Origin of the sequence: Acinetobacter sp. CWB-G5, from assembly GCF_019209785.1 — a bacterium.
Classification (GTDB): domain Bacteria; phylum Pseudomonadota; class Gammaproteobacteria; order Pseudomonadales; family Moraxellaceae; genus Acinetobacter; species Acinetobacter johnsonii.
The window spans coordinates 23,948-43,759 of sequence record NZ_JAHUTF010000009.1; the positions used below are offsets into that span (position 1 = coordinate 23,948).

Here is a 19,812-nt window from a genome sequence, read left to right on the forward strand (position 1 = left end):
TATATTAATCACATGAAAGTATAGGACGAGTTTTGCGAATGACAATGCCTTTGGTTACTTTGGGCTTATCCAAAGTAACATTATGAACTCCTTACATTTGAGGTCTAAGCAGCAAGACTCCGTCAAAAATGTAAATAACATTACAACCAATAAGATAGATTTGACCAGAGTTTTCATTGGGAGGAAATATCTTACTTTTGTTTCGGTAAAAGTAACAAAACCATCTTGTTGAGCGGACATTACATCCCTGTAAAGCTACTCAACGGGCAACATCCATGTCGCCTTCACTTATTCATGTTTTTGATAAACGTCTATTTCAAAAAAATCGTGCTGAATTACTTCAGCACGATTTTCATATTGTATAACCTTCTCCACAGAGAGAAGCTTCACACCAGAGGAAAATTACATCTCAACCATTTCCACGCCATCAATACGTGCCACAGTCATTAAGTCCTTATCACCACGACCTGAAACCGTCGCAATAATAATTTGATCTTTAGACATCGTTGGCGCAAGTTTAGTCACATAGGCCATCGCATGAGAACTTTCCAATGCCGGAATAATCCCTTCAATATGGGTCAAATCACGGAAACCTTGTAAAGCTTCATTGTCATTGATCGGCACATAATCCACGCGATGCATATCTTTTAAGAAACTATGCTCAGGGCCTACACCTGGATAATCTAAACCTGCTGAAATCGAATGGGTTTCAATGATTTGACCTTGTTCATCCGACATTAAATACGTACGGTTACCGTGTAAAACACCAACATGACCTGCATTTAACGGTGCAGAATGTTTACCTGTTTCAATACCATATCCCGCCGCTTCAACACCATACATTTTCACATCTGGGTCATTTAAGAATGGATAGAACAAGCCCATTGCATTTGAACCACCACCTACACATGCTACCAAGGCATCAGGTAAACGCCCTGCTTGTTCCTGAATTTGTTTGCGAGCTTCACGACCAATAATCGATTGGAAATCACGAACCAATTGAGGATATGGGTGCGGGCCTGCAACTGTACCAATCACATAGTAAGTTGAATCAACATTGGTAACCCAATCACGCATTGCTTCGTTCATGGCATCTTTCAATGTTTTAGAGCCACTTTCCACAGGCACAACGGTCGCACCGAGTAAACGCATACGATAGACATTCATGGCTTGACGTTTCACGTCTTCTGCACCCATGAATACCACACATTCAAGCCCTAAACGCGCTGCAATTGTCGCTGTTGCTACACCATGCTGACCTGCACCTGTTTCAGCAATAATTCGTTTTTTACCCGAAAGTTTAGCCAGTAAAGCCTGACCAATCGTGTTATTCACTTTATGCGAGCCTGTATGATTGAGGTCTTCACGTTTTAAGTAAATTTGCGCACCACCCAATTCTTTCGACCATCGCTCAGCATAATATAAAGGACTAGGACGACCTACATAATAGGCGAGGTCACGGTCGAATTCTGCCAGAAACTGCTCATCATCCTTCATACGGAAATAGAGCTTTTCTAAGTCTTCTAATGCTGCCATTAGAGTTTCTGACACAAAACGTCCGCCATGGATACCAAAATGCCCACGTTCATCTGGGTATTGGGTATAGTCAATCACATTACTTTGCTGATCCACGATGGACTCCTTGCATGAAGTTTTCTATAAGTTGTTGGTCTTTTATACCTTTAGCGGATTCGACGCCTCCGCTGACATCTACAGCATAAGCCCCAGTCGTCTTTATAGCGTCTTCAACATTAGTTGGGGTTAAACCACCAGCTAAAATTAAAGGAATATCGAGCTTGGGGAATTGTGACCAGTCAAAACTGTGTCCTGTTCCCCCTTTCAGTTCAGGATGCCATGCATCTAACAGTACTGCGCTTGCCCCTGCCTGTTGAAAGCGTTGAACTTCTGCGACCACATCCTGTTCAGGTTTGACTTGAATGGCTTTATACCAACGACGTCCTACTTGTGCCGCAATTGCCTGACAGCCTTCTGGTGTTTCATCACCATGAAACTGAATGATATCCAGCGCCACTTGTTTTAACACATCTACAATATCATCCGCAGTGGCATTCACAAAAAGTCCAACAGTTTGCACATAGGCAGGCACATGTTGAATCAATTGTTTAGCTTGAGCTGCACTGACATGGCGTGGACTAGGCGGGAAAAATACAAAACCAATTGCATCAGCCCCGGCATTGACCACAGCGTGAATATCTTGGCTACGGGTAATTCCACAAATTTTGGCACGGGTTCGCATAGGTTATGACTCTGGCTCAACCCTATTTATAGCTGATCTATAAATAACAGGGCGAATCATTGTAATGCAATTTTTTCGCCTTGCGTAAAGTTCATCCTGAAAAATCTTTACATAGATTGTTTAATTCGCATACAAACCTTATACTGCGCGCAAATGCAATAAGTCTAAGCATTATGCTTTAGGGAAGTTGGTGAGAGTCCAACACTGCCCCCGCAACGGTAAAACGAAACGTATATCTTTTATAAGTGTTTGCACTTACATCACTGCACTCGTGTGGGAAGATGGGTATACCAATATTGTTCGCAATATTTATATTTAAGTCCGGAGACCTGCTTATTGCGCCGTTTAACTCAATCATTCACGGGGGGTGAATGTATGGAGCCAGCATGCCAAATTTATTTCAGCCTACAGCTTTAGTGGGCGCAATCGCTATTGCGATGGGTTTCTCCGCAACAGCATCTGCACAAGATAGTGTTAATGCGTCTTTAGATACACTCGTTGTGACTGCAACACGTTCTGAAGAAAAGATTAAAGACGTACCAGCACGTATCTCTATTATTGAGCCACAAATTGTTGAACAATCACCAATTGCATCTTTACCTGATCTATTAAAAACAGATGCAGCGATCAATATGGTACAAAGCGGTGGTATGGGGCAGCTTGCAGATATCTACTTACGTGGAACTGAATCAGATCACACCTTAATTTTACGTGATGGTGTTCGCTTAAATAATGCTTCTTCAGGTACTGCAAGTCTTGCATTTTTAGATACTACTGACATTAAACAAATTGAAGTCCTCAAAGGTCCAGCATCCGTTTTATATGGTACTGATGCGATTGGCGGTGTAATTCAACTTGTATCTAAAACACCTGAAAAAACCGGTGCTTTTATTACAGGAGAAATAGGTGAGCACAGCACTTATAAATCTGTAATAGGTGCAGACTTAGCAGAAAATGGTTTTTATGCACAAGTTCGTGGTCAACGCTTAGAATCAGATGCAACTAAAGTGACGAATCAAAACACCAATAAAACTGATACTGCATCTTTCGATCAAAAAGGCTTTAGTACCAAATTAGGCGTCGAAAAAGAAGACTATGCTGTATCAGTAGATTACAGCAGTAATAAAGGTACAAGTTTATACGATGCTTACACCTTTGATGGTACGTTACTAAAACAAGATTTTGAAAATGAAATCATCAATCTGCGTAGCCGTTTAAATGTAACGGATCAATTTGAACTCAACACACGTTTATCTCAATTTAATGACGAAGTTGATCAAAAAGATTCAACAGACTACGTCCATAGTAAGACACAAGAAGCTGAACTTTATGGCAAATGGAACTTCACTCCTAGCCAATCTATTATTTCTGGGATTACCCATCGCAAACTTGAAGGCGACATCTTATCTTATGGTACACCTTATAATGAAGATGTAGATTCAACTGGTTACTATGCTCAACATCAATACAACGGTTCAAAACTAAATACTCAAGTTGGTATTCGCCTTGAAGATAACGAAAAATATGGTTCACATACTGTAGGCCAAATGGCGGCACGTTATCAATTATTCGCTAACACAAGTATTTATACAAATATTGGCACTGCTTTTAAATCACCAACATTAAATGAACTCTATAACTCATGGAATGGTAATCCTAACTTAGATCCTGAAGAAAGCACCTCCTATGAAATTGGTCTTGATCAGGTTTTGGCTTACGGTTTCCAAACAGGTTTATCTGCTTATTACACTAAAGTAGACGACTTAATTGCATCTGGTTCAAATGGCTTATTAACCAACATTCAAGAGGCAACTTATCAAGGTGGCGAGCTATATCTAGGTTGGCAACAAGATGATTTATTTACGAAAGCAACCTATAGCTATGTTAAAGCTCAAAATGAAGAAACCAATGAAGACCTAAAACGTCGACCTCGCCAAGGATTCACCTTAACGACTGGTTTACAAAACGAAGTTTATGGCATTAGTGCTTCATTAGTTGCTAAATCTAAAGCCAAAGAATGGAATAAGAACTATAGCACTCCAGGTTATGCAACCATTGATATCAACGCATTTTGGAATGTAAATCCATATGTAAAACTCTTCACGAATATTCAAAATATTGGTGATGTTGAATATAAAACCGCATATCAAGACCGTGGTTATTACTATATGAATGGCGGCCGCCTAGCTACCGCAGGAGTCACTTTCCGTTATTAATTTAACGTAAAGACTCAAAAAACAATTTAAAACAGCGCAGTTTATGGATAATGTTTTGACCGGCATTATCCTTTTTTTCATTCTTTAGGCAGGACAAATTATGGGCCACCGTTTAAGTAAAATTTATACACGTACAGGCGACTCAGGCACCACAGGTTTGGGTGATGGATCACGTGTGACTAAAGATGATCTAAGAATTACCGCACTCGGTGATGTGGATGAGCTTAATTCAACAATTGGTGTGCTTCGTGCTCAAATTACCGCAAGTCAAATCACGGACAAAGCCACATGGGATAAAAGCTTAAGCCTGATTCAGCATTGGCTTTTCGACTTAGGCGGTGAAGTGTGTATTCCAAACTATCACTTGCTGCAACCGGTTTGTATTGAGTTTCTTGAACAAGAAATTGACCGCATGAATGAAGACTTACCCATGCTGAAAGAATTTATCTTACCTTCGGGTTCTTTAGCATGTAGCTATGCACACCAAGCACGCGCGGTATGTCGCCGAGCTGAACGTAGCTTAATGTCAGTGCACACGCGTGATCAAAATATTCAAAGCACCGCACTACAGTTGCTCAACCGCTTATCGGATTGGCTTTTTGTCGCATCGCGTGCTTTACAGCGTGCTGAAGGTGGCTCGGAAGTACTTTGGCAAAAAAATATCAATGAAACTATTTAAACGTTTCTAAGTTTTAGAACGAAATAGATTTTTTCGGAGTCTTCCTGTGATCAATTTACTGGAAGACTTTTTGATATTATTTTCTTTTGAGAATAGAAACCAAAACCATTTGCCAATTGTAAAACTCGTCAAATGCCATCACTTATCGTGAATATAAACATTTCATTCAAATTCAGTCCTACCTCAAACCATTACGAATCACATTTACGCATATCTGATATTTCCACCTTAGAATCTATCCCAATCAGATATTTTTAGCGCTACAATCACGCAAAAGACGTATATAGATCAGGTTCAATATGAGAATCATCGGACATCGTGGTGCACGTGGCGAAGCCCCAGAAAATACACTCGGCGGTTTTCAATATATTCATGATCTGGGCATACGTGCGGTCGAATTTGATGTTCGTCAGCTCAAAGACCATGAGCTGATCATTATGCATGATGACAACATGCTCCGAACCACTGGTATTGATCAAGCACTCTACCAATTAAACAGCACGCAACTCGACACCTATAACCAAGCACATATTTGGCTAGACTGGGAAAAGCAAAGTACGCCAACATTGCGACAAGCCCTCCAGATTATGCAGGACTTCGAACATCTTGAAGTTGAAGTCAAAGCTGTAGAAACACAAGCTGAAGCTGAGCGACTGACGCAACATTTAACACAGCAACTTAGAGGCTTTGAACGCACTGCGGTCATCACTAGTTTTGATCTTAAAATCCTACAAGCACTCCAAGATCAACACTCAACATTTAAACGTGGCTTATTAATTGAAGACGATATTCAACATCTCGCGATTGAACAAGCGCTCAAATACGACTGTTGCCAAATCGGCTGGATGAACCAACTCGCAACCGATGACTTGTTAAAAGCCACACAACAAGCAAATTTAGCGATTAGTGTTTGGACAGTGAATGACATCGAGCGCGCCAAACATTTACGTGACTGTGGCATTGATGGATTAATTACAGATTTTCCTAAAATGATGCTACAACATTTGATAGATGTGCATTGAACAGGCCACAGATTGACTTGAGTTTTACATGAGCAGTGGCACTGAAAATGTTTATTTTTCATATTGATCGCTCTGCTACGATAAAGCCTAGAAAAGCTTCGGTAATTTCGATATCTAAACATTCGTATTCTGTTACTGTTTAGTACAATACATCTGTACAATAATGCTAGTGAACCAAGGTTCGCTCATGCTAATATGCTGTAGCTTAATCCATGCAAAAAGTAATGGATTGACCTTCCATTTATACCTCCCAAGGTTTCAGGAGTGCTGTTGGAGATGAATGCTCCCCTACCCAAAGCCCCATTTAACTGGGTTGCAATTTTTGCATTGGTTTTTCTTCCCATTGTGGCTGTGATTGCAATTCCCTTATATGCCTTTCAGCATGATTTCAGCTTAGCCGCTTGGATCAGTATGTTTGTATTACTGGGTGTTAGTAGCTTAGGTATTACCGCTGGCTATCACCGCTTATGGGCACACCGTGCTTATGAAGCAAGCTTACCTTTAAAAATCATTTTGATGATTATGGGTACCTTTGCCGTGCAAAACAGTATTTTATTTTGGAGTTCAGGTCACCGAACCCACCACCGCCATGTCGATGATATCGAGAAAGATCCGTACTCGATTAACAATGGCTTTTGGTATGCGCACATGGGTTGGATGCTTCGTGATTATCCATCAGCAGAACCGGACTTTAAAAATGCACCCGATTTGCTCAATGACAAATTGGTGATGTTCCAACACAAATACTATGTTCCTTTAGTGATCAGCGTCCACATGGGTATTTTATTACCAATCGGTTGGGCTGTTGGCGACTTATGGGGGGTGTTATTGTTGGGCGGATTAATGCGTTTAATTCTCAGCCACCACGTCACGTTCTTCATTAACTCTTTATGCCACATGTGGGGCAAACGTCCATATACAGACGAAAATACTGCACGTGACAACTTCTGGTTAGCCATTGCTACTTGGGGTGAGGGTTATCATAACTACCACCACATTTTCCAATACGACTATCGTAACGGGGTGAAATGGTGGCAATATGACCCAACCAAATGGTTGATTTGGTCATGCTCAAAACTGGGCTTAGCTAAAAACTTACGTCGTATTCCGAGCTTTAATATTAAAAAAGCTGAACTTGCGATGAAGTTTAAATACGCTGAACAAGACTTAGAAGTTCATGGTCTGAATGTCAGTGATGACATTAGCTCGGCGAAAGCTCGTATTGCACAAGAGTATGATGCGTTCACCCAGACCTTGAATGACTGGGCAAAATTGAAAGAACAAGAAATTCAAGCCAAGAAAACAGCAGTGGCTGAAAAAATCCATCAAATGGATGAGAAACTCAAAATTGAGTTTCAGTTAGTCGAACAGCGTCTAGGTCATCACCGTCAAACCTTGACCACCTTGATGCGTAGCATTAAAAAAGCCCCTGTTTCACAATAATTAATCTCTGATTCAGCATTTCAAAAGAAAGCTCCGCAAGGGGCTTTTTTTAGCAGTTCATAAAGGATAACAGCATGGATATTAACAATATTCCTTTTGGTATCACCAACTGGGCCGAAATACCAACCACCCGCCATACAGGTGATCAGGGTTATGCCCTATGGCGTACTCAGCAATTTGACGCGATTCGCGTGCGTATGGTGGAGTATTCTGAGAACTATTTGGCCGACCACTGGTGTTCTAAAGGACATATTCTGTTGTGCTTAGAAGGTGAACTACACACCGAACTAGATGATGGTCGTAGCTTTACCCTCACGACTGGCATGAGTTACCAAGTTGCGGATCAAGCCGAAGCCCATCGCTCGTCCACCTCAAAAGGTGCTAAACTGTTTATAGTTGACTGAAACAGTTGGATATATGTCTTAACACTAAAACTTTGCTATATTGATGGGGTCATGGCTTATCCCTTGTGATCCTTCACTATGCAGTTCAATTCACGCTACTCTCTCCTTTCTTCAAAGCTTTATCACCATCAACAGCCCCTGCCACTAAAAGGCGCAAAAGCAGGTCACTTCAATGCAGCCTTGGCAGGACAGTTGCAATGGTCTGAAGCCGACAAACAGTCTTGGGTAGAGATTTGTAGCGGACAAAAAACCTTTAGTGAATTTGAACCATTGGCAATGGTCTATGCAGGACATCAATTTGGTCAGTGGGCAGGACAGCTTGGTGATGGTCGGGGTTTATTGATCGCGCAAATTCTCGATCAACATGGGCAAACCATTGACCTGCATTTAAAGGGTGCCGGCTCTACTCCTTACTCACGTATGGGAGATGGTCGTGCGGTACTTCGCTCCGTCATTCGTGAGTATTTGGCTGGACATGCGCTGAATAGTTTAGGCGTCGCATCGAGTAATGCTGTTGGCTTTACCTCGTCGACTCAAGGCGTGCAGCGGGAGAAATTGGAACTCGGTGCAATGATGTTACGCACATCAGACTGTCATATTCGCTTAGGACATTTTGAGTGGATCAACCAGTACCAACCTGATTTACTCGACGAATTTACCCAAAAATGCATCGAATGGCATTACCCTGAGTGTTTAGAGGCAGAGCAACCTGTTTTGGCATTTGCAACTCAAGTGATTCAACGGACTGCGATAATGATTGCCAAATGGCAACTGGTCGGTTTCGCACATGGAGTAATGAATACCGATAATTTAAACATTACAGGTTCAACCCTCGATTTTGGCCCTTATGGCTTTATGGAACGCTTTCGTCCGAATTGGATTAACAATCATTCCGACTACCAAGGCCGCTATACCTATCAGCAGCAGCCAAGCATTGGACATTGGAACTTATGGACATGGTTGAATAACCTGATTCCGCTTTGTCCGCAAGATTATGACAAAGAACAATGGAAGCAAGACCTTGCCAATTGCCTAGAGCACTATGAACCCACGTTCTTGGAGCACTATAAACAAGGTTTAAGCCAGAAAATGGGCTTACCTCATTTCCACACGGACAGTTTTGACTGTGCCATGACCTTCTTACGGATTCTACAAACTGAACAGCTCGACTACACACAAAGCTTTACGCGTTTGCAAGAGCAGCAATATGAAATGATTAAAGATGACTGCCTTGACCGTCGTCAATTTGAAAGTTTCCTCGCGCAATATGAACAGATTCGTGCAAATCAAGACACAGCAGCACTCAATGCAGCCATGCAACAAGCCAACCCTGTTTATATCCTACGCAATCACATGGCGCAAAAAGCGATTGAACTGGCTGAACGAAATGATTTCTCAGAAGTCGAACGCTTATTTGACCTGCTCAGCCGCCCGTTTGAGCGAAATGTAGCACTAGAGAAAGCGGAAGATTTAGCACCTTTACCAACGGATATTCCTGAGGTGATGGTGAGTTGTTCCTCTTAAGCATTTGGCTTAAGCTGTGGATAAATTGAACAATATCCACAAGGCTTCGCCCACTAGAGTGATGATCAACATGTCCTTACACCTTATTGCTGCAAAAGCTGCACTTGCCCTGCCAGAAGTGACGTGTAGTCAGCCCTTTGGTGAAGGCTGTGATGTCTATAAAGTCATGGATAAAATGTTTTTGCTCAATTCATCTTTAAGTGGCGAGGCTTTAAGTAACTTAAAAGTTACGCCTGACCACGGCGCGATGCTACGTGATATTTATCCGTATATTCATGCAGGTTGGCATATGAATAAAAAGCATTGGATTTCAATTTATGAGCATGAAGACTTAGATTCGGATTTAGTCATTGATCTAGTACAAAGTTCTTATGAGCTCGTGGTATCCAAGCTGAATAAACTACAAAGACAGCGAATCGCTACGCTTCAAGCCATCACCTAAATATGTATTGAATGAAAAAGATTTTTAATTATTCTTTTTACATTTTCTAAAGCTCAGTGCTATTGCTTCATCAAAGAGGTCATGGATTTGAATGCATAGTGTCTCGGCTAAACAGTTTTTCGACGCTTTCTACGTGTGCCCAAACTAAAAGTGAAATGAGGCATTCATAGATCATAAAAAAGCCCGACATCCTGTCGGGCTTTTTCGTATTGGTTAGCTAGGTATAACTCCTGTCGTACCTCACATCCTAGTGTTGAACTTATCATTTTTGTTTTATGTTTTGGAACTTCCTGTTCTCTATGACTGCATCATATAAAATATTTCAGAGCTGACCTAGACGCAATCCACTTGAATTAGTGTAAGCCAAAACGTACATAGAAAAATAAGCTTAATTAGACTTACCCCCAAAATTATCCGCAGAAATTGTGGATAGTTTTCAGGATAACTAAAGCTGAGCCTTACTCCTAAAAATTACTTTTTGCGTGATTTAAAAGCAACTTTATAGCTCAGTACTTCAATCTGTCGGAAATACAATCACTCTTTCTCCATTTTGCCTATTTAATTATCTATACATATCAATCCGAAAAGATGAAGTATGGGAGTCGCTCACTCTCCACCCAAGTTAATCAGCAGGTCATGCCAAACCTCAGATAAAGACCCATTGAGAATCAGTAATATCTTAGTCATTTTCATATTCAGTTGCTTATTTGATTGCATTGTAGAATATTTTAAATGCTATCTTATAGTCCAAACCTAAGTGACATGCTCATGGCTTGTAGAATGCTTCGCTGATTTAAATATAGACTCATCGACTTTGTCTAAAACAAATGTAAAAGTAAAAAGACAAACTAAAACATTATTTTAAATACTTATAATTCACCCATGAATCAGAACCCGAAACAATCCAAAGCCCAATAAAAAAGGACTCATATTGAGTCCTTTTCAACATCATTACCTGCGCTTTAGCTCTTCTTCGTCTTCAATGTTTTAAATAAAACAAATAACACGAGGACCCAGACAGGAAGCATCAACACGGAAAGCATAAAACCTTGATTCCACATGATATATAAAATCATCAGCATAAACACTAAAACAAAATAATTGCTAAACGGTGCAAATAACGCTGGAAACTTAGTTTGAATGCCCTGCTTTTTCATACTCTGTCTAAATTTAAGATGAATCAAACTGATCATCATCCAATTCAACACCGCCGCGCTGACCACAATATAAATCAGATAACTGAGCGCTTTTTCAGGCAAAAAGTAATTCAACAGCACGCAACCAAAAATCAGTAATGCTGAAAATAAAACAGCCGCAATCGGTGTCCCTTGTCGATTAACCTGCTTAAAAACTTGCGGGGCATTGCCTTGTTCTGCCAGACCTAAAAGCATGCGACTATTGGCATACATCCCACTATTACAAACAGAAACCGATGCAGTCAGAATAATAAAATTCAGTAAATGCGCTGCCCAATCAATGCCAATTTGCTTAAAAATAAGCACAAATGGACTTTTATCTAAGCCACCCAAATCCAATTGATTCCAAGGCACTAAAGACAAAAGAATCGCCAGCGAGCAAATATAGAACAGGAAAACCCGAATCACCGTTTGATTGACGGCTTTTGGAATGTTCTTTTCAGGATCTTCGGTTTCCGCAGCCGCCATACTGATCAGCTCAATGCCGCCAAAGGCAAACATCATAAAGGCCAGCATATAAAACAAGCCTTCAAAACCATGTGGGAAAAACCCGCCATGTGCCCATAAGTTCGTGACAGATGCGGTTGAACCGACATCAGCCGTCAACAACAGATAAACCCCGAAGATGATCATGGCGATAATCGCCACAACTTTAATCATCGACAGCCAAAACTCAGACTCTGCATACAGTTTGACATTGGCAAGATTGGCCAGTGTGATCACCACAAAAAACACCAGCACCGAGACCCACGCAGGAATATGTGGCCACCAGTAATTCACATACTTGCCAATCGCGGTCAGTTCAGTCATCACCACTAAGATGTACAGCACCCAGTAGTTCCAGCCCGTTAAAAAGCCTGAAAACCGCCCCCAATATTTAAAAGCAAAGTAGCTAAATGAACCCGTCACTGGCTCATGCACAATCATCTCACCGAGCTGACGCATAATTAAAAATGCAATCAAACCGCCAATCATATAACCCAAAATAATCGATGGGCCAGCAGATTCAATAATATGTGCTGAACCTAAGAACAGCCCTGTGCCAATTGCACCACCCATGGCGATCAACTGGATATGGCGGTTCTTTAAACGGCGCTGAAGTTTAGGCGTCTCGCTGCTCAAAACACATGCTCATCTGATAAAAAAATGAATTGTACCGCTTGCACAGACGATCAACCAGTCTTGTCCTTTTAAATTGCAGATTGCTCGGTTTCATTTCACCAGTTGGAGATTTAAGTGAACTGCTGATTTTGATTGCCGTTTTGCTTGAATCCCATAAAAAAAGCGGATAAGCCTAGGCTTATCCGCTTCTTCTATCGTTCAGAAAACCGAATTAATCTTCAGGATATTCAAAACGGTAGCCTACACCATATACTGCCTGAACCCATTCATGACGGTTGCCTGTTTCAGCTGCATCCGAAATCTTACGACGTAAGTTCTTAATATGACTATCAATCACACGGTCAGCCACTTCAAAGCTGTCTGGGTTGATATGATCCAGTAACTGCGCACGTGAATAGACTTGGCCCACATGCTCTAAAAACAACTCCAGTAAACGAAACTCGGTCGGTGTTAGGTTTAAAGGCTTTTGTTGATACCAAATGCGTTGCTGCGCTTTATCCATACGGAACAAAGACTGATCTTCAGGCTCAGCCTTACGTTCTAAACGGCGTAACACAGCTTGGACACGCGCTACCAATTCTTTCGGGCTAAAGGGTTTACACACATAGTCATCTGCTCCCATGTTCAAGCCAAGCACACGGTCAATTTCTTCGGTGCGTGCGGTGACCATAATAATCGGCAAATCCGACTGTTCACGGACTTTACGGCAAATGGTCAAACCATCCATACGCGGCACCATCAAATCTAAAATCATCAGACTCGGTTTACGTTGCGTAAAGCTATCAAATGCGTCCTGACCATCGTGAAACATACTGACTTCAAAGCCCGCTGCTTCAAGATAATCGCGGACCAATTGTGCAAGTTCTACTTCATCTTCAACCAGCATAATATGTTTCATACATACTTCCTTTTGTGTTTCATTTTTTTGGGAACGTTAACTTGCAACGTAAACCACCCAAAGGCGAATGATCAAAATTCAATTCGCCGCCCAAAGCTTGTGCCAGTTTAGCCGATAAAGCCAAACCTAAACCTGTACCACCTGTGCTCCGCGTACGCGAGTCATCGACTCGATAGAAACGCTCACCGAGTCGTGCCAGTTGCTCATCAGTTAAACCATATGGACTGTCATCGACATAGACTGTCCAATCTGTTGCAGACTGTTCCGTATGAACTCGAACCTGACCACCTGCTTCGGTATAACGAATGCTATTACCCAATAAATTGACCATGATTTGCTTAAAGCGGTCAATATCAAGTTGTAACTCAGCGCCCTCACCTTCGACACTGATGCTTAAATGGGCTTGTTCAAATTTGGGCTTAAAGTTTTCCACTTCTTGCTCAATCACCGCCCACGGGTTCACGGTTGCAAAATAACAGTTTAATTGCTGTGCTTCCGCTTGCGCCAAATCGGCCAAGTCATGCGTGAGTTTTTTCAAACTGGTGACTTGGCGTAACATCGATTCAAAATGCTCAGGTGTTGGTTTTCGAATTCCGTCTTGCATCGCTTCGATCTGCGCTTGTAACACTGCCAGCGGTGTTTTCAACTCATGCGAAGTATCTGACACCCACTGACGACGCGAAATTTCATGCTGATCTAAAATCACCGCCAGTTGGTTCAGTTCATTAGATAAATCACCCAGCTCATCGTTTCGATTCACTTTAACCTGATGCTGAAAATTACCCTTCGTTAATTCACGCGTACCATTCAACAAGCGTTGAATCGGTGTCTTAAAATAAGTCGCAAGTAACAACGCAGCAATTAAACTGGCAAAAACGGTTAAACCATAGACCAGCAATAAATAACGTTTTTGGTTACTAAAGAAATTAATACTCAACGCATCATCTTGATCGAGGACTGGTTTCAACCCCAAGTAGCCCACGACTTGGTTATTCACCACAATAGGACGGAAAGAAACTTGATCATCCGAGGGTTCACCGACCACGAACTGACGCTGTGTATCGTATAAAGACAAACGCGAACTAAGACCTAAACGGTCAGGCGTGGAAATAAACTGTTTTTTGCCTGTGTTTTGTTTGCTCTCTTGTTCAATCTCTTCTTTTTTACGATCTGGACGGAAAACATTTTGATTGGCGCTGAGCGGGAACTTTAAACCTTCAAAGGGTTGAAACTCCGAAGGTAAGTTTTCCTCCAAAGCTTGCAGTTCTTGTTCTGTTAAAATCTGTTTTTCATGTTTGACTTCAGTGGTAGAGACATCACTGAGTAAGGTTTTGGTATTTTCTTTAAAATAACGCTGTTGCAGAGCAATATCGTACTGGCGGCGCAACCACCAACGAGAGAGACGGTCATAATCATCTGGCGCGGCATGTCCTTCAATCTGCAAAATTTGCGCTTGAATAGCATTGCCCCAGTCATGATAAGTGCTATAAACGCCTGCTAAGTTATCAATCAGATGATCGAGCTTTTGCATTTCCACGTCCGCCACATATTTAGCAAAATTCTTTTGCATCGTCCAATGCAGCACACCTAAACTCACCGTGGTAATCACCAAAGTGGTCAGCAATACAGTGAGGAATAAGCGTAAAGCAATCGGTACGCGGCGAATCTTCAAAAGCAATCTCTCGGTCGTTCTTTTGCCTTGTTATTGTATAGAACACTGCACCAAAAAACTCTCCATTGTTTCTACATCTTTATTATTTAATCTTTAATCATCCAAAATCACATGCTCTTGTATGGGGGAGTTGTAGAATGAATAAGATGACAAAAATTGCGTTAGCCACTGCCAGCGTTTTATCTGTAGGTGCATTGACTGCCTGTCAATCCACCCAAGCACCAAAAGATATGGAGCAGTCGCAACATATGCATGGTCATTATCAAAAAGACCGTCACATGACACCTGAACAACGCGAACAGTTTGAAAAAATGCGTACTGAACGCAAGCAGGTCATGCAAGACATTAAAAAAGCCTGCGATGGCAAGGCAGTGGGTTCAGCAGTCCAAGTTAAAGCAGGTGAACAAACACTAGAAGGCACATGTGCGATTTCATTTAAACCGAACCGTGATGAAATGAAACGTGGTGAACACCACCCAATGCGTGGTGATCAAGCCGATCGTGGTGAATTCCGTGGCATGAGTATGCAGCGTGGCGAACCACTAACCGATGCGAAACGTGCTGAGTTAACTCAGCAATACGATCAACGTTTAGCTGAACGTCAAGCGCGCCAACAAGCTGCGACCAAAGCCTGCCAAGGTCAAACCGATGGTAAAGTCGTGCAGTTAAAAGTTGGCACACAAACAGTAGATGGCAAATGTATCGTTCACTTCCAGCCTAAAGCCCCTGTTTCAGCACCGAATAAGGCTGCTTAAGCCACTTTAAAAAGCATAAATATATAAAAAAGGCGCAAATTGCGCCTTTTTTATTGGACATAACTTTTTACGCTTTTTGACTATTTATGTCATGCCAAAAGCAGCAAAACTGTTTACACTCAGTGCACTTAGCGATTTTGAATAATATTTATTTGACTTTACAGTCACCAAGAAAAGCACCTGAACCGCTTGTACCAAATTAGAAGATGTTGCACGATTAAGTTATTCCAATCCGTGTCAAAGAAGACACGTTTTTATGTTTATTAGGATTATAAGCTGGTTAAACCAGTATTGAGGAAACCGATATGCCACAATACAAAGCGCCCTTACGTGATATGCAATTCGTACTGCATGAGCTATTGAATGCAGAAGAACACTATTCTAAATTGCCTGCATTTCAGGAAACCGTAAGCCGTGAATTGGTTGACCAATATTTAGAAGCTGCTGCAGATTTCTGTGAAAACGAATTATCTCCAATCAACCAAAGCGGCGACCGCGAAGGTTGTACTTGGAATGATGGCGTTGTTACAACTCCAACTGGCTTTAAAGAAGCGTATCAAAAATATATCGAACTTGGCTTCCCGTCTCTTTCTGCTGAAGAACAATACGGCGGTCAAGCATTACCTGTTTCTTTGGGTAACGTGATTTCAGAAATGGTCGGTACTGCAAACTGGGCATGGGGCATGTACCCAGGTCTTTCTCATGGTGCAGTTCGTACTTTAGAACATCACGGTTCAGCTGAACAAAAAGATGCTTACTTACCAAACCTTGTTTCAGGTGTTTGGACAGGTACGATGTGCTTAACAGAATCACACGCTGGTTCTGACTTGGGTATTATCCGTACTAAAGCTGAGCCACAAGCTGACGGTAGCTATGCAATCACTGGTGAGAAAATCTTTATCTCAGCGGGTGAACATGACATGGCTGAGAACATTGTTCACATTGTACTTGCTCGTCTTCCTGGCGCACCTAAAGGCACCAAAGGTATTTCTTTATTCATCGTACCGAAGTTTAACTTAAACGCAGACGGTAGTGTGGGTGAGCGTAACGCGGTGCGTTGTGGTTCTATCGAACACAAAATGGGTATCCATGGTAACTCAACTTGCGTAATCAACTTTGACAATGCAAAAGGTTTCTTGATTGGCCCTGAAAACCGTGGCTTAAACTGCATGTTCACTTTCATGAACACCGCACGTATTGGTACTGCTGTTCAAGGTCTTGCTGCATCTGAAGGTGCATTCCAAGGTGCATTAACCTATGCGAAAGACCGCTTGGCAATGCGTTCTTTAACAGGTCCTAAAGCACCAGAAAAAGAAGCCGATCCAATTATTGTTCACCCTGCTGTTCGTAACATGCTGTTAACTCAAAAAGCATTTGCTGAAGGTGGTCGTGCACTTGTTTACTTATTGTCTCTACATGCGGACGTGGTTGAGCAAGGTGCAACGGAAGAAGAGCGTAAATCTTCTGACAACATCTTGTCACTCCTTACCCCAATTGCAAAAGCATTCTTGACTGAAACAGGTTCTGAATCTGCAAAACACGGCGTTCAAGTGTTTGGTGGTCACGGCTTTATTTCAGAGCATGGTATGGAACAAATCGTTCGTGATACACGTATTGCGTGTCTATACGAAGGGACAACTGAAATCCAAGCGCTTGACTTGTTAGGTCGTAAAGTTTTGGGTACTCAAGGTGCAATGTTGAAAGACTTCACTAAGATTATTCACAAATTTGTTGAAGCAAACAAAGACAATGCGGCAATGAAAGAGTTTGTTGAACCTCTTGCTGCTCTAAACAAAGAGTGGGGCGACTTAACCATGCAAATTGGTATGAAAGCAATGCAAAACCCAGATGAAGTGGGTGCTGCTGCGGTCGATTACCTCTACTTCTCTGGTTATGTAACGCTTGCTTACCTATGGGCACGTATGGCACTTGTTGCACAAGAAACATTGGCTGCAGGTACAACTGACGTTGACTTCTATAATGCGAAAGTCACTACAGCTCGTTTCTACTTCAAGAAGATTCTTCCACGTGTTCGCTCACACGTTGATGTGATTGCTGGTGGCGTAGAACCATTACTCGCATTAGATGCAGAGCACTTTGCATTCTAAGTAATTAATAACTAATTCGATATTCGAAATAGTTGTACTCTTGAGTACAGAAATGAAAAAGGACAGTCATAGCTTTGGCGGTCCTTTTTCTTTATAAATAGAGCGTTATTTCGCTTGGGTCATTTAACAACGCTCTCCGTTGTTAATTAAGCTGTCCTAAGTCTACAGAGATTCAAACAATAAACAGGTGAACGAACATGCCAATTTATAATGCCCCACTTGCGGATATGAAATTTATCCTCAATGACGTTTTCAATGCAGATCAGTTCTGGCAGTCTAATGAAAATCTAGCTCATGTAGACAGTGCGACGGCTGAAGCGATCCTCGAAGAAATGGCTAAATTTGCGCAGAACGTAACCCTGCCTTTAAACCGTACAGGTGATGAAGAAGGCGCAACTTTTAGCAATGGCGCAGTGACTACACCTGCTGGTTTTAAAGAAGCGTTTAAGCAATATGCTGAAGGCGGCTGGATTGGCTTAGCGGCTGATGAAGAATGGGGCGGTCAAGGCATGCCAAAAATGCTGACGGTTCTAGCAGATGAAATGCTGTTCGCAACTAACCCATCATTTATGCTCTACCCGCTTCTTTCTGTCGGTGCTGGCATGGCGCTGAACAGCTACGCATCGCAAGAACAAAAAGAAACCTATTTACCTAAAATTTACTCAGGCGAATGGTCTGGGACCATGTGTTTAACTGAACCGCATGCAGGTACAGATTTAGGCATTATCAAAACTAAAGCTGAACGTAACGAAGACGGTACCTATAACATTACAGGGACTAAAATCTTTATTACTGGCGGTGACCACGACTTAGCTGAAAACATCATTCACTTAGTTTTGGCAAAAACTCCTGATGCACCTGCGGGTTCACGTGGTATTTCATTATTCATCGTGCCTAAATTCCTAGTGAATGCAGATGGTTCTGTAGGCGAGCGTAATGCGGCAGGTCCAGGTTCAATTGAACACAAAATGGGGATCAAAGCGTCTGCGACTTGTGTAATGAACTTTGATGGTGCCAAAGGTTACTTGGTCGGTAAAGAAAATGAAGGCCTTGCGGCAATGTTCGTGATGATGAACTACGAACGTTTATCGATGGGTATTCAAGGTTTAGGTGCATCTGAATTTGCCTACCAAAATGCTGCACAGTACGCAACAGACCGTCTACAAGGTCGTAGCGCGTCTGGTGTTCAATCACCGGCTAAACCTGCAGACAGCATTTTAGTTCATGGTGATGTGCGTCGTATGTTGCTGAATGCACGTGCCAATAATGAAGCATCTCGCGCATTTGCAGTTTACGTGGGTCAGCAACTGGATATCACCAAGTTCTCAACAGACCCTGAAGCTGTGAAAGCAGCCAATGACCGCGTTGCCTTGTTAACCCCAATTGCAAAAGCGTATTTAACCGATACTGCTTTTAACGCAGTAATTGATTCACAAATGGTCTTCGGTGGTCATGGTTATATTCGTGAATGGGGCATGGAGCAATGTGTACGTGACTTACGTATTGCACAAATCTATGAAGGTACCAACGGCGTTCAGTCTCAAGATTTAATCGGTCGTAAAACCATTAAATGTGGTGGTGCATTCATCGCAGACTACATTACTGAAATCCGTGACTTTGCTAACGGCTTAGATGCAGACCTAAACTTCATTAAAGATGCAACACTCGATGCAGCAACTGAAGTGGAAGAAGTGACCAAGTACATCCTTGAACGTGCTGCTGAAAGTGCAGAGTTCCCGAATGCAGCAGCAGTAGATTACTTACATGCAGTCGGCCTACTCAGCTTTGCCTATATGTTTGCAAGAATTGCCAATGCTGCAAAAGCTAAAGATGGTAACTTCTATCAAAACAAACTTGCGCTTGCAGCTTATTTTGCTCAACGTATTTTGCCTGAAATCGACTTACGTATTGCAAAAGTAAAAGCAGGTGCAGAAGTTATCATGAACTTCTCTGAAGACTACTTCACCAGCCAAGCTTAATCGCTTAAAGACTGAATAAAAAAACGCCTGCTTCGTCAGGCGTTTTTTTATTACTCAGCTTTATTTTTGCTTTTATACGTCATGTGCATGAAATT

Annotated in this window: 15 protein-coding genes and 1 riboswitch; of the genes, 10 read left to right on the plus strand and 5 right to left on the minus strand. The window is 41.9% G+C overall.

The features are described from left to right. Nucleotides 1-402 precede the first annotated feature (402 nt). Together trpB and KVY11_RS13160 are read right to left on the minus strand one after the other, a co-directional pair. Entirely contained in the window at nucleotides 403-1,632 is a 1,230-nt protein-coding gene (gene trpB, locus KVY11_RS13155) for a tryptophan synthase subunit beta (RefSeq protein WP_168159438.1), read from the minus strand. After that, nucleotides 1,616-2,257 (minus strand): phosphoribosylanthranilate isomerase, encoded by a 642-nt coding sequence (locus KVY11_RS13160; protein ID WP_218289211.1) that lies wholly within the window; start codon nucleotides 2,255-2,257, stop codon nucleotides 1,616-1,618. The genes trpB and KVY11_RS13160 overlap by 17 nt, the downstream gene beginning before the upstream one ends. Nucleotides 2,258-2,400: 143 nt before the next feature. Continuing rightward, a riboswitch (cobalamin riboswitch) is annotated at nucleotides 2,401-2,609 on the plus strand. 34 nt (nucleotides 2,610-2,643) lie between these two features. Here KVY11_RS13160 and KVY11_RS13165 point away from each other — a divergent pair. The 7 genes from KVY11_RS13165 to KVY11_RS13195 all read left to right on the plus strand — a co-directional run bounded on the left by KVY11_RS13165 (nucleotide 2,644) and on the right by KVY11_RS13195 (nucleotide 9,987). After that, nucleotides 2,644-4,473, plus strand: coding sequence for a TonB-dependent siderophore receptor (locus KVY11_RS13165; protein WP_168159440.1), 1,830 nt, complete (start codon nucleotides 2,644-2,646; stop codon nucleotides 4,471-4,473). A 100-nt stretch (nucleotides 4,474-4,573) separates the two neighbouring features. Next, on the plus strand, nucleotides 4,574-5,152 hold the full coding sequence (locus KVY11_RS13170) for a cob(I)yrinic acid a,c-diamide adenosyltransferase (protein WP_078388464.1): 579 nt from the start codon (nucleotides 4,574-4,576) through the stop codon (nucleotides 5,150-5,152). A gap of 299 nt (nucleotides 5,153-5,451) precedes the next feature. Further along, nucleotides 5,452-6,174 (plus strand): glycerophosphodiester phosphodiesterase, encoded by a 723-nt coding sequence (locus KVY11_RS13175; protein ID WP_218289212.1) that lies wholly within the window; start codon nucleotides 5,452-5,454, stop codon nucleotides 6,172-6,174. 276 nt (nucleotides 6,175-6,450) lie between these two features. After that, entirely contained in the window at nucleotides 6,451-7,617 is a 1,167-nt protein-coding gene (locus tag KVY11_RS13180) for an acyl-CoA desaturase (protein WP_004697764.1), read from the plus strand. A gap of 74 nt (nucleotides 7,618-7,691) precedes the next feature. Next, nucleotides 7,692-8,021, plus strand: coding sequence for a DHCW motif cupin fold protein (locus KVY11_RS13185; protein ID WP_218289213.1), 330 nt, complete (start codon nucleotides 7,692-7,694; stop codon nucleotides 8,019-8,021). Nucleotides 8,022-8,099: 78 nt separating this feature from the next. Further along, nucleotides 8,100-9,545: a YdiU family protein gene (locus KVY11_RS13190; RefSeq protein WP_218289214.1), complete on the plus strand. Its 1,446-nt coding sequence runs from the start codon at nucleotides 8,100-8,102 to the stop codon at nucleotides 9,543-9,545. A 70-nt stretch (nucleotides 9,546-9,615) separates the two neighbouring features. Beyond that, a complete protein-coding gene (locus KVY11_RS13195) occupies nucleotides 9,616-9,987 on the plus strand; it encodes an MmcQ/YjbR family DNA-binding protein (RefSeq protein ID WP_218289215.1) in 372 nt (123 codons plus the stop codon). 962 nt (nucleotides 9,988-10,949) lie between these two features. Here KVY11_RS13195 and KVY11_RS13200 read toward each other — a convergent pair. The 3 genes from KVY11_RS13200 to baeS form a co-directional block, all read right to left on the minus strand. Beyond that, nucleotides 10,950-12,305 (minus strand): amino acid permease, encoded by a 1,356-nt coding sequence (locus KVY11_RS13200; protein WP_218289216.1) that lies wholly within the window; start codon nucleotides 12,303-12,305, stop codon nucleotides 10,950-10,952. 211 nt (nucleotides 12,306-12,516) lie between these two features. Beyond that, a complete protein-coding gene (locus tag KVY11_RS13205; RefSeq protein ID WP_004983596.1) occupies nucleotides 12,517-13,203 on the minus strand; it encodes a response regulator in 687 nt (228 codons plus the stop codon). Nucleotides 13,204-13,222: 19 nt separating this feature from the next. Then, nucleotides 13,223-14,875: a sensor histidine kinase efflux regulator BaeS gene (gene baeS, locus KVY11_RS13210; protein WP_218289217.1), complete on the minus strand. Its 1,653-nt coding sequence runs from the start codon at nucleotides 14,873-14,875 to the stop codon at nucleotides 13,223-13,225. Between the two features lie 137 nt (nucleotides 14,876-15,012). On the opposite strand from baeS, the gene KVY11_RS13215 reads away from it, so the two are divergent. The 3 genes from KVY11_RS13215 to KVY11_RS13225 all read left to right on the plus strand — a co-directional run bounded on the left by KVY11_RS13215 (nucleotide 15,013) and on the right by KVY11_RS13225 (nucleotide 19,717). Then, nucleotides 15,013-15,630, plus strand: coding sequence for a hypothetical protein (locus KVY11_RS13215; RefSeq protein ID WP_218289218.1), 618 nt, complete (start codon nucleotides 15,013-15,015; stop codon nucleotides 15,628-15,630). Between the two features lie 305 nt (nucleotides 15,631-15,935). Then, nucleotides 15,936-17,738, plus strand: coding sequence for an acyl-CoA dehydrogenase C-terminal domain-containing protein (locus KVY11_RS13220; protein WP_078425693.1), 1,803 nt, complete (start codon nucleotides 15,936-15,938; stop codon nucleotides 17,736-17,738). 197 nt (nucleotides 17,739-17,935) lie between these two features. After that, a complete protein-coding gene (locus KVY11_RS13225; RefSeq protein WP_218289219.1) occupies nucleotides 17,936-19,717 on the plus strand; it encodes an acyl-CoA dehydrogenase C-terminal domain-containing protein in 1,782 nt (593 codons plus the stop codon). Nucleotides 19,718-19,812: the final 95 nt, after the last annotated feature.

Coding starts and splice junctions, on each gene's coding strand:
- KVY11_RS13205 (WP_004983596.1), bottom strand. CDS start 13,203: ATGAAACATATTATGCTGGTTGAAGATGAAGTAGAACTTGCACAATTG.
- KVY11_RS13180 (WP_004697764.1), top strand. CDS start 6,451: ATGAATGCTCCCCTACCCAAAGCCCCATTTAACTGGGTTGCAATTTTT.
- KVY11_RS13170 (WP_078388464.1), top strand. CDS start 4,574: ATGGGCCACCGTTTAAGTAAAATTTATACACGTACAGGCGACTCAGGC.
- KVY11_RS13160 (WP_218289211.1), bottom strand. CDS start 2,257: ATGCGAACCCGTGCCAAAATTTGTGGAATTACCCGTAGCCAAGATATT.
- KVY11_RS13165 (WP_168159440.1), top strand. CDS start 2,644: ATGCCAAATTTATTTCAGCCTACAGCTTTAGTGGGCGCAATCGCTATT.
- KVY11_RS13225 (WP_218289219.1), top strand. CDS start 17,936: ATGCCAATTTATAATGCCCCACTTGCGGATATGAAATTTATCCTCAAT.
- KVY11_RS13175 (WP_218289212.1), top strand. CDS start 5,452: ATGAGAATCATCGGACATCGTGGTGCACGTGGCGAAGCCCCAGAAAAT.
- KVY11_RS13190 (WP_218289214.1), top strand. CDS start 8,100: ATGCAGTTCAATTCACGCTACTCTCTCCTTTCTTCAAAGCTTTATCAC.
- KVY11_RS13185 (WP_218289213.1), top strand. CDS start 7,692: ATGGATATTAACAATATTCCTTTTGGTATCACCAACTGGGCCGAAATA.
- KVY11_RS13215 (WP_218289218.1), top strand. CDS start 15,013: ATGAATAAGATGACAAAAATTGCGTTAGCCACTGCCAGCGTTTTATCT.
- KVY11_RS13220 (WP_078425693.1), top strand. CDS start 15,936: ATGCCACAATACAAAGCGCCCTTACGTGATATGCAATTCGTACTGCAT.
- KVY11_RS13195 (WP_218289215.1), top strand. CDS start 9,616: ATGTCCTTACACCTTATTGCTGCAAAAGCTGCACTTGCCCTGCCAGAA.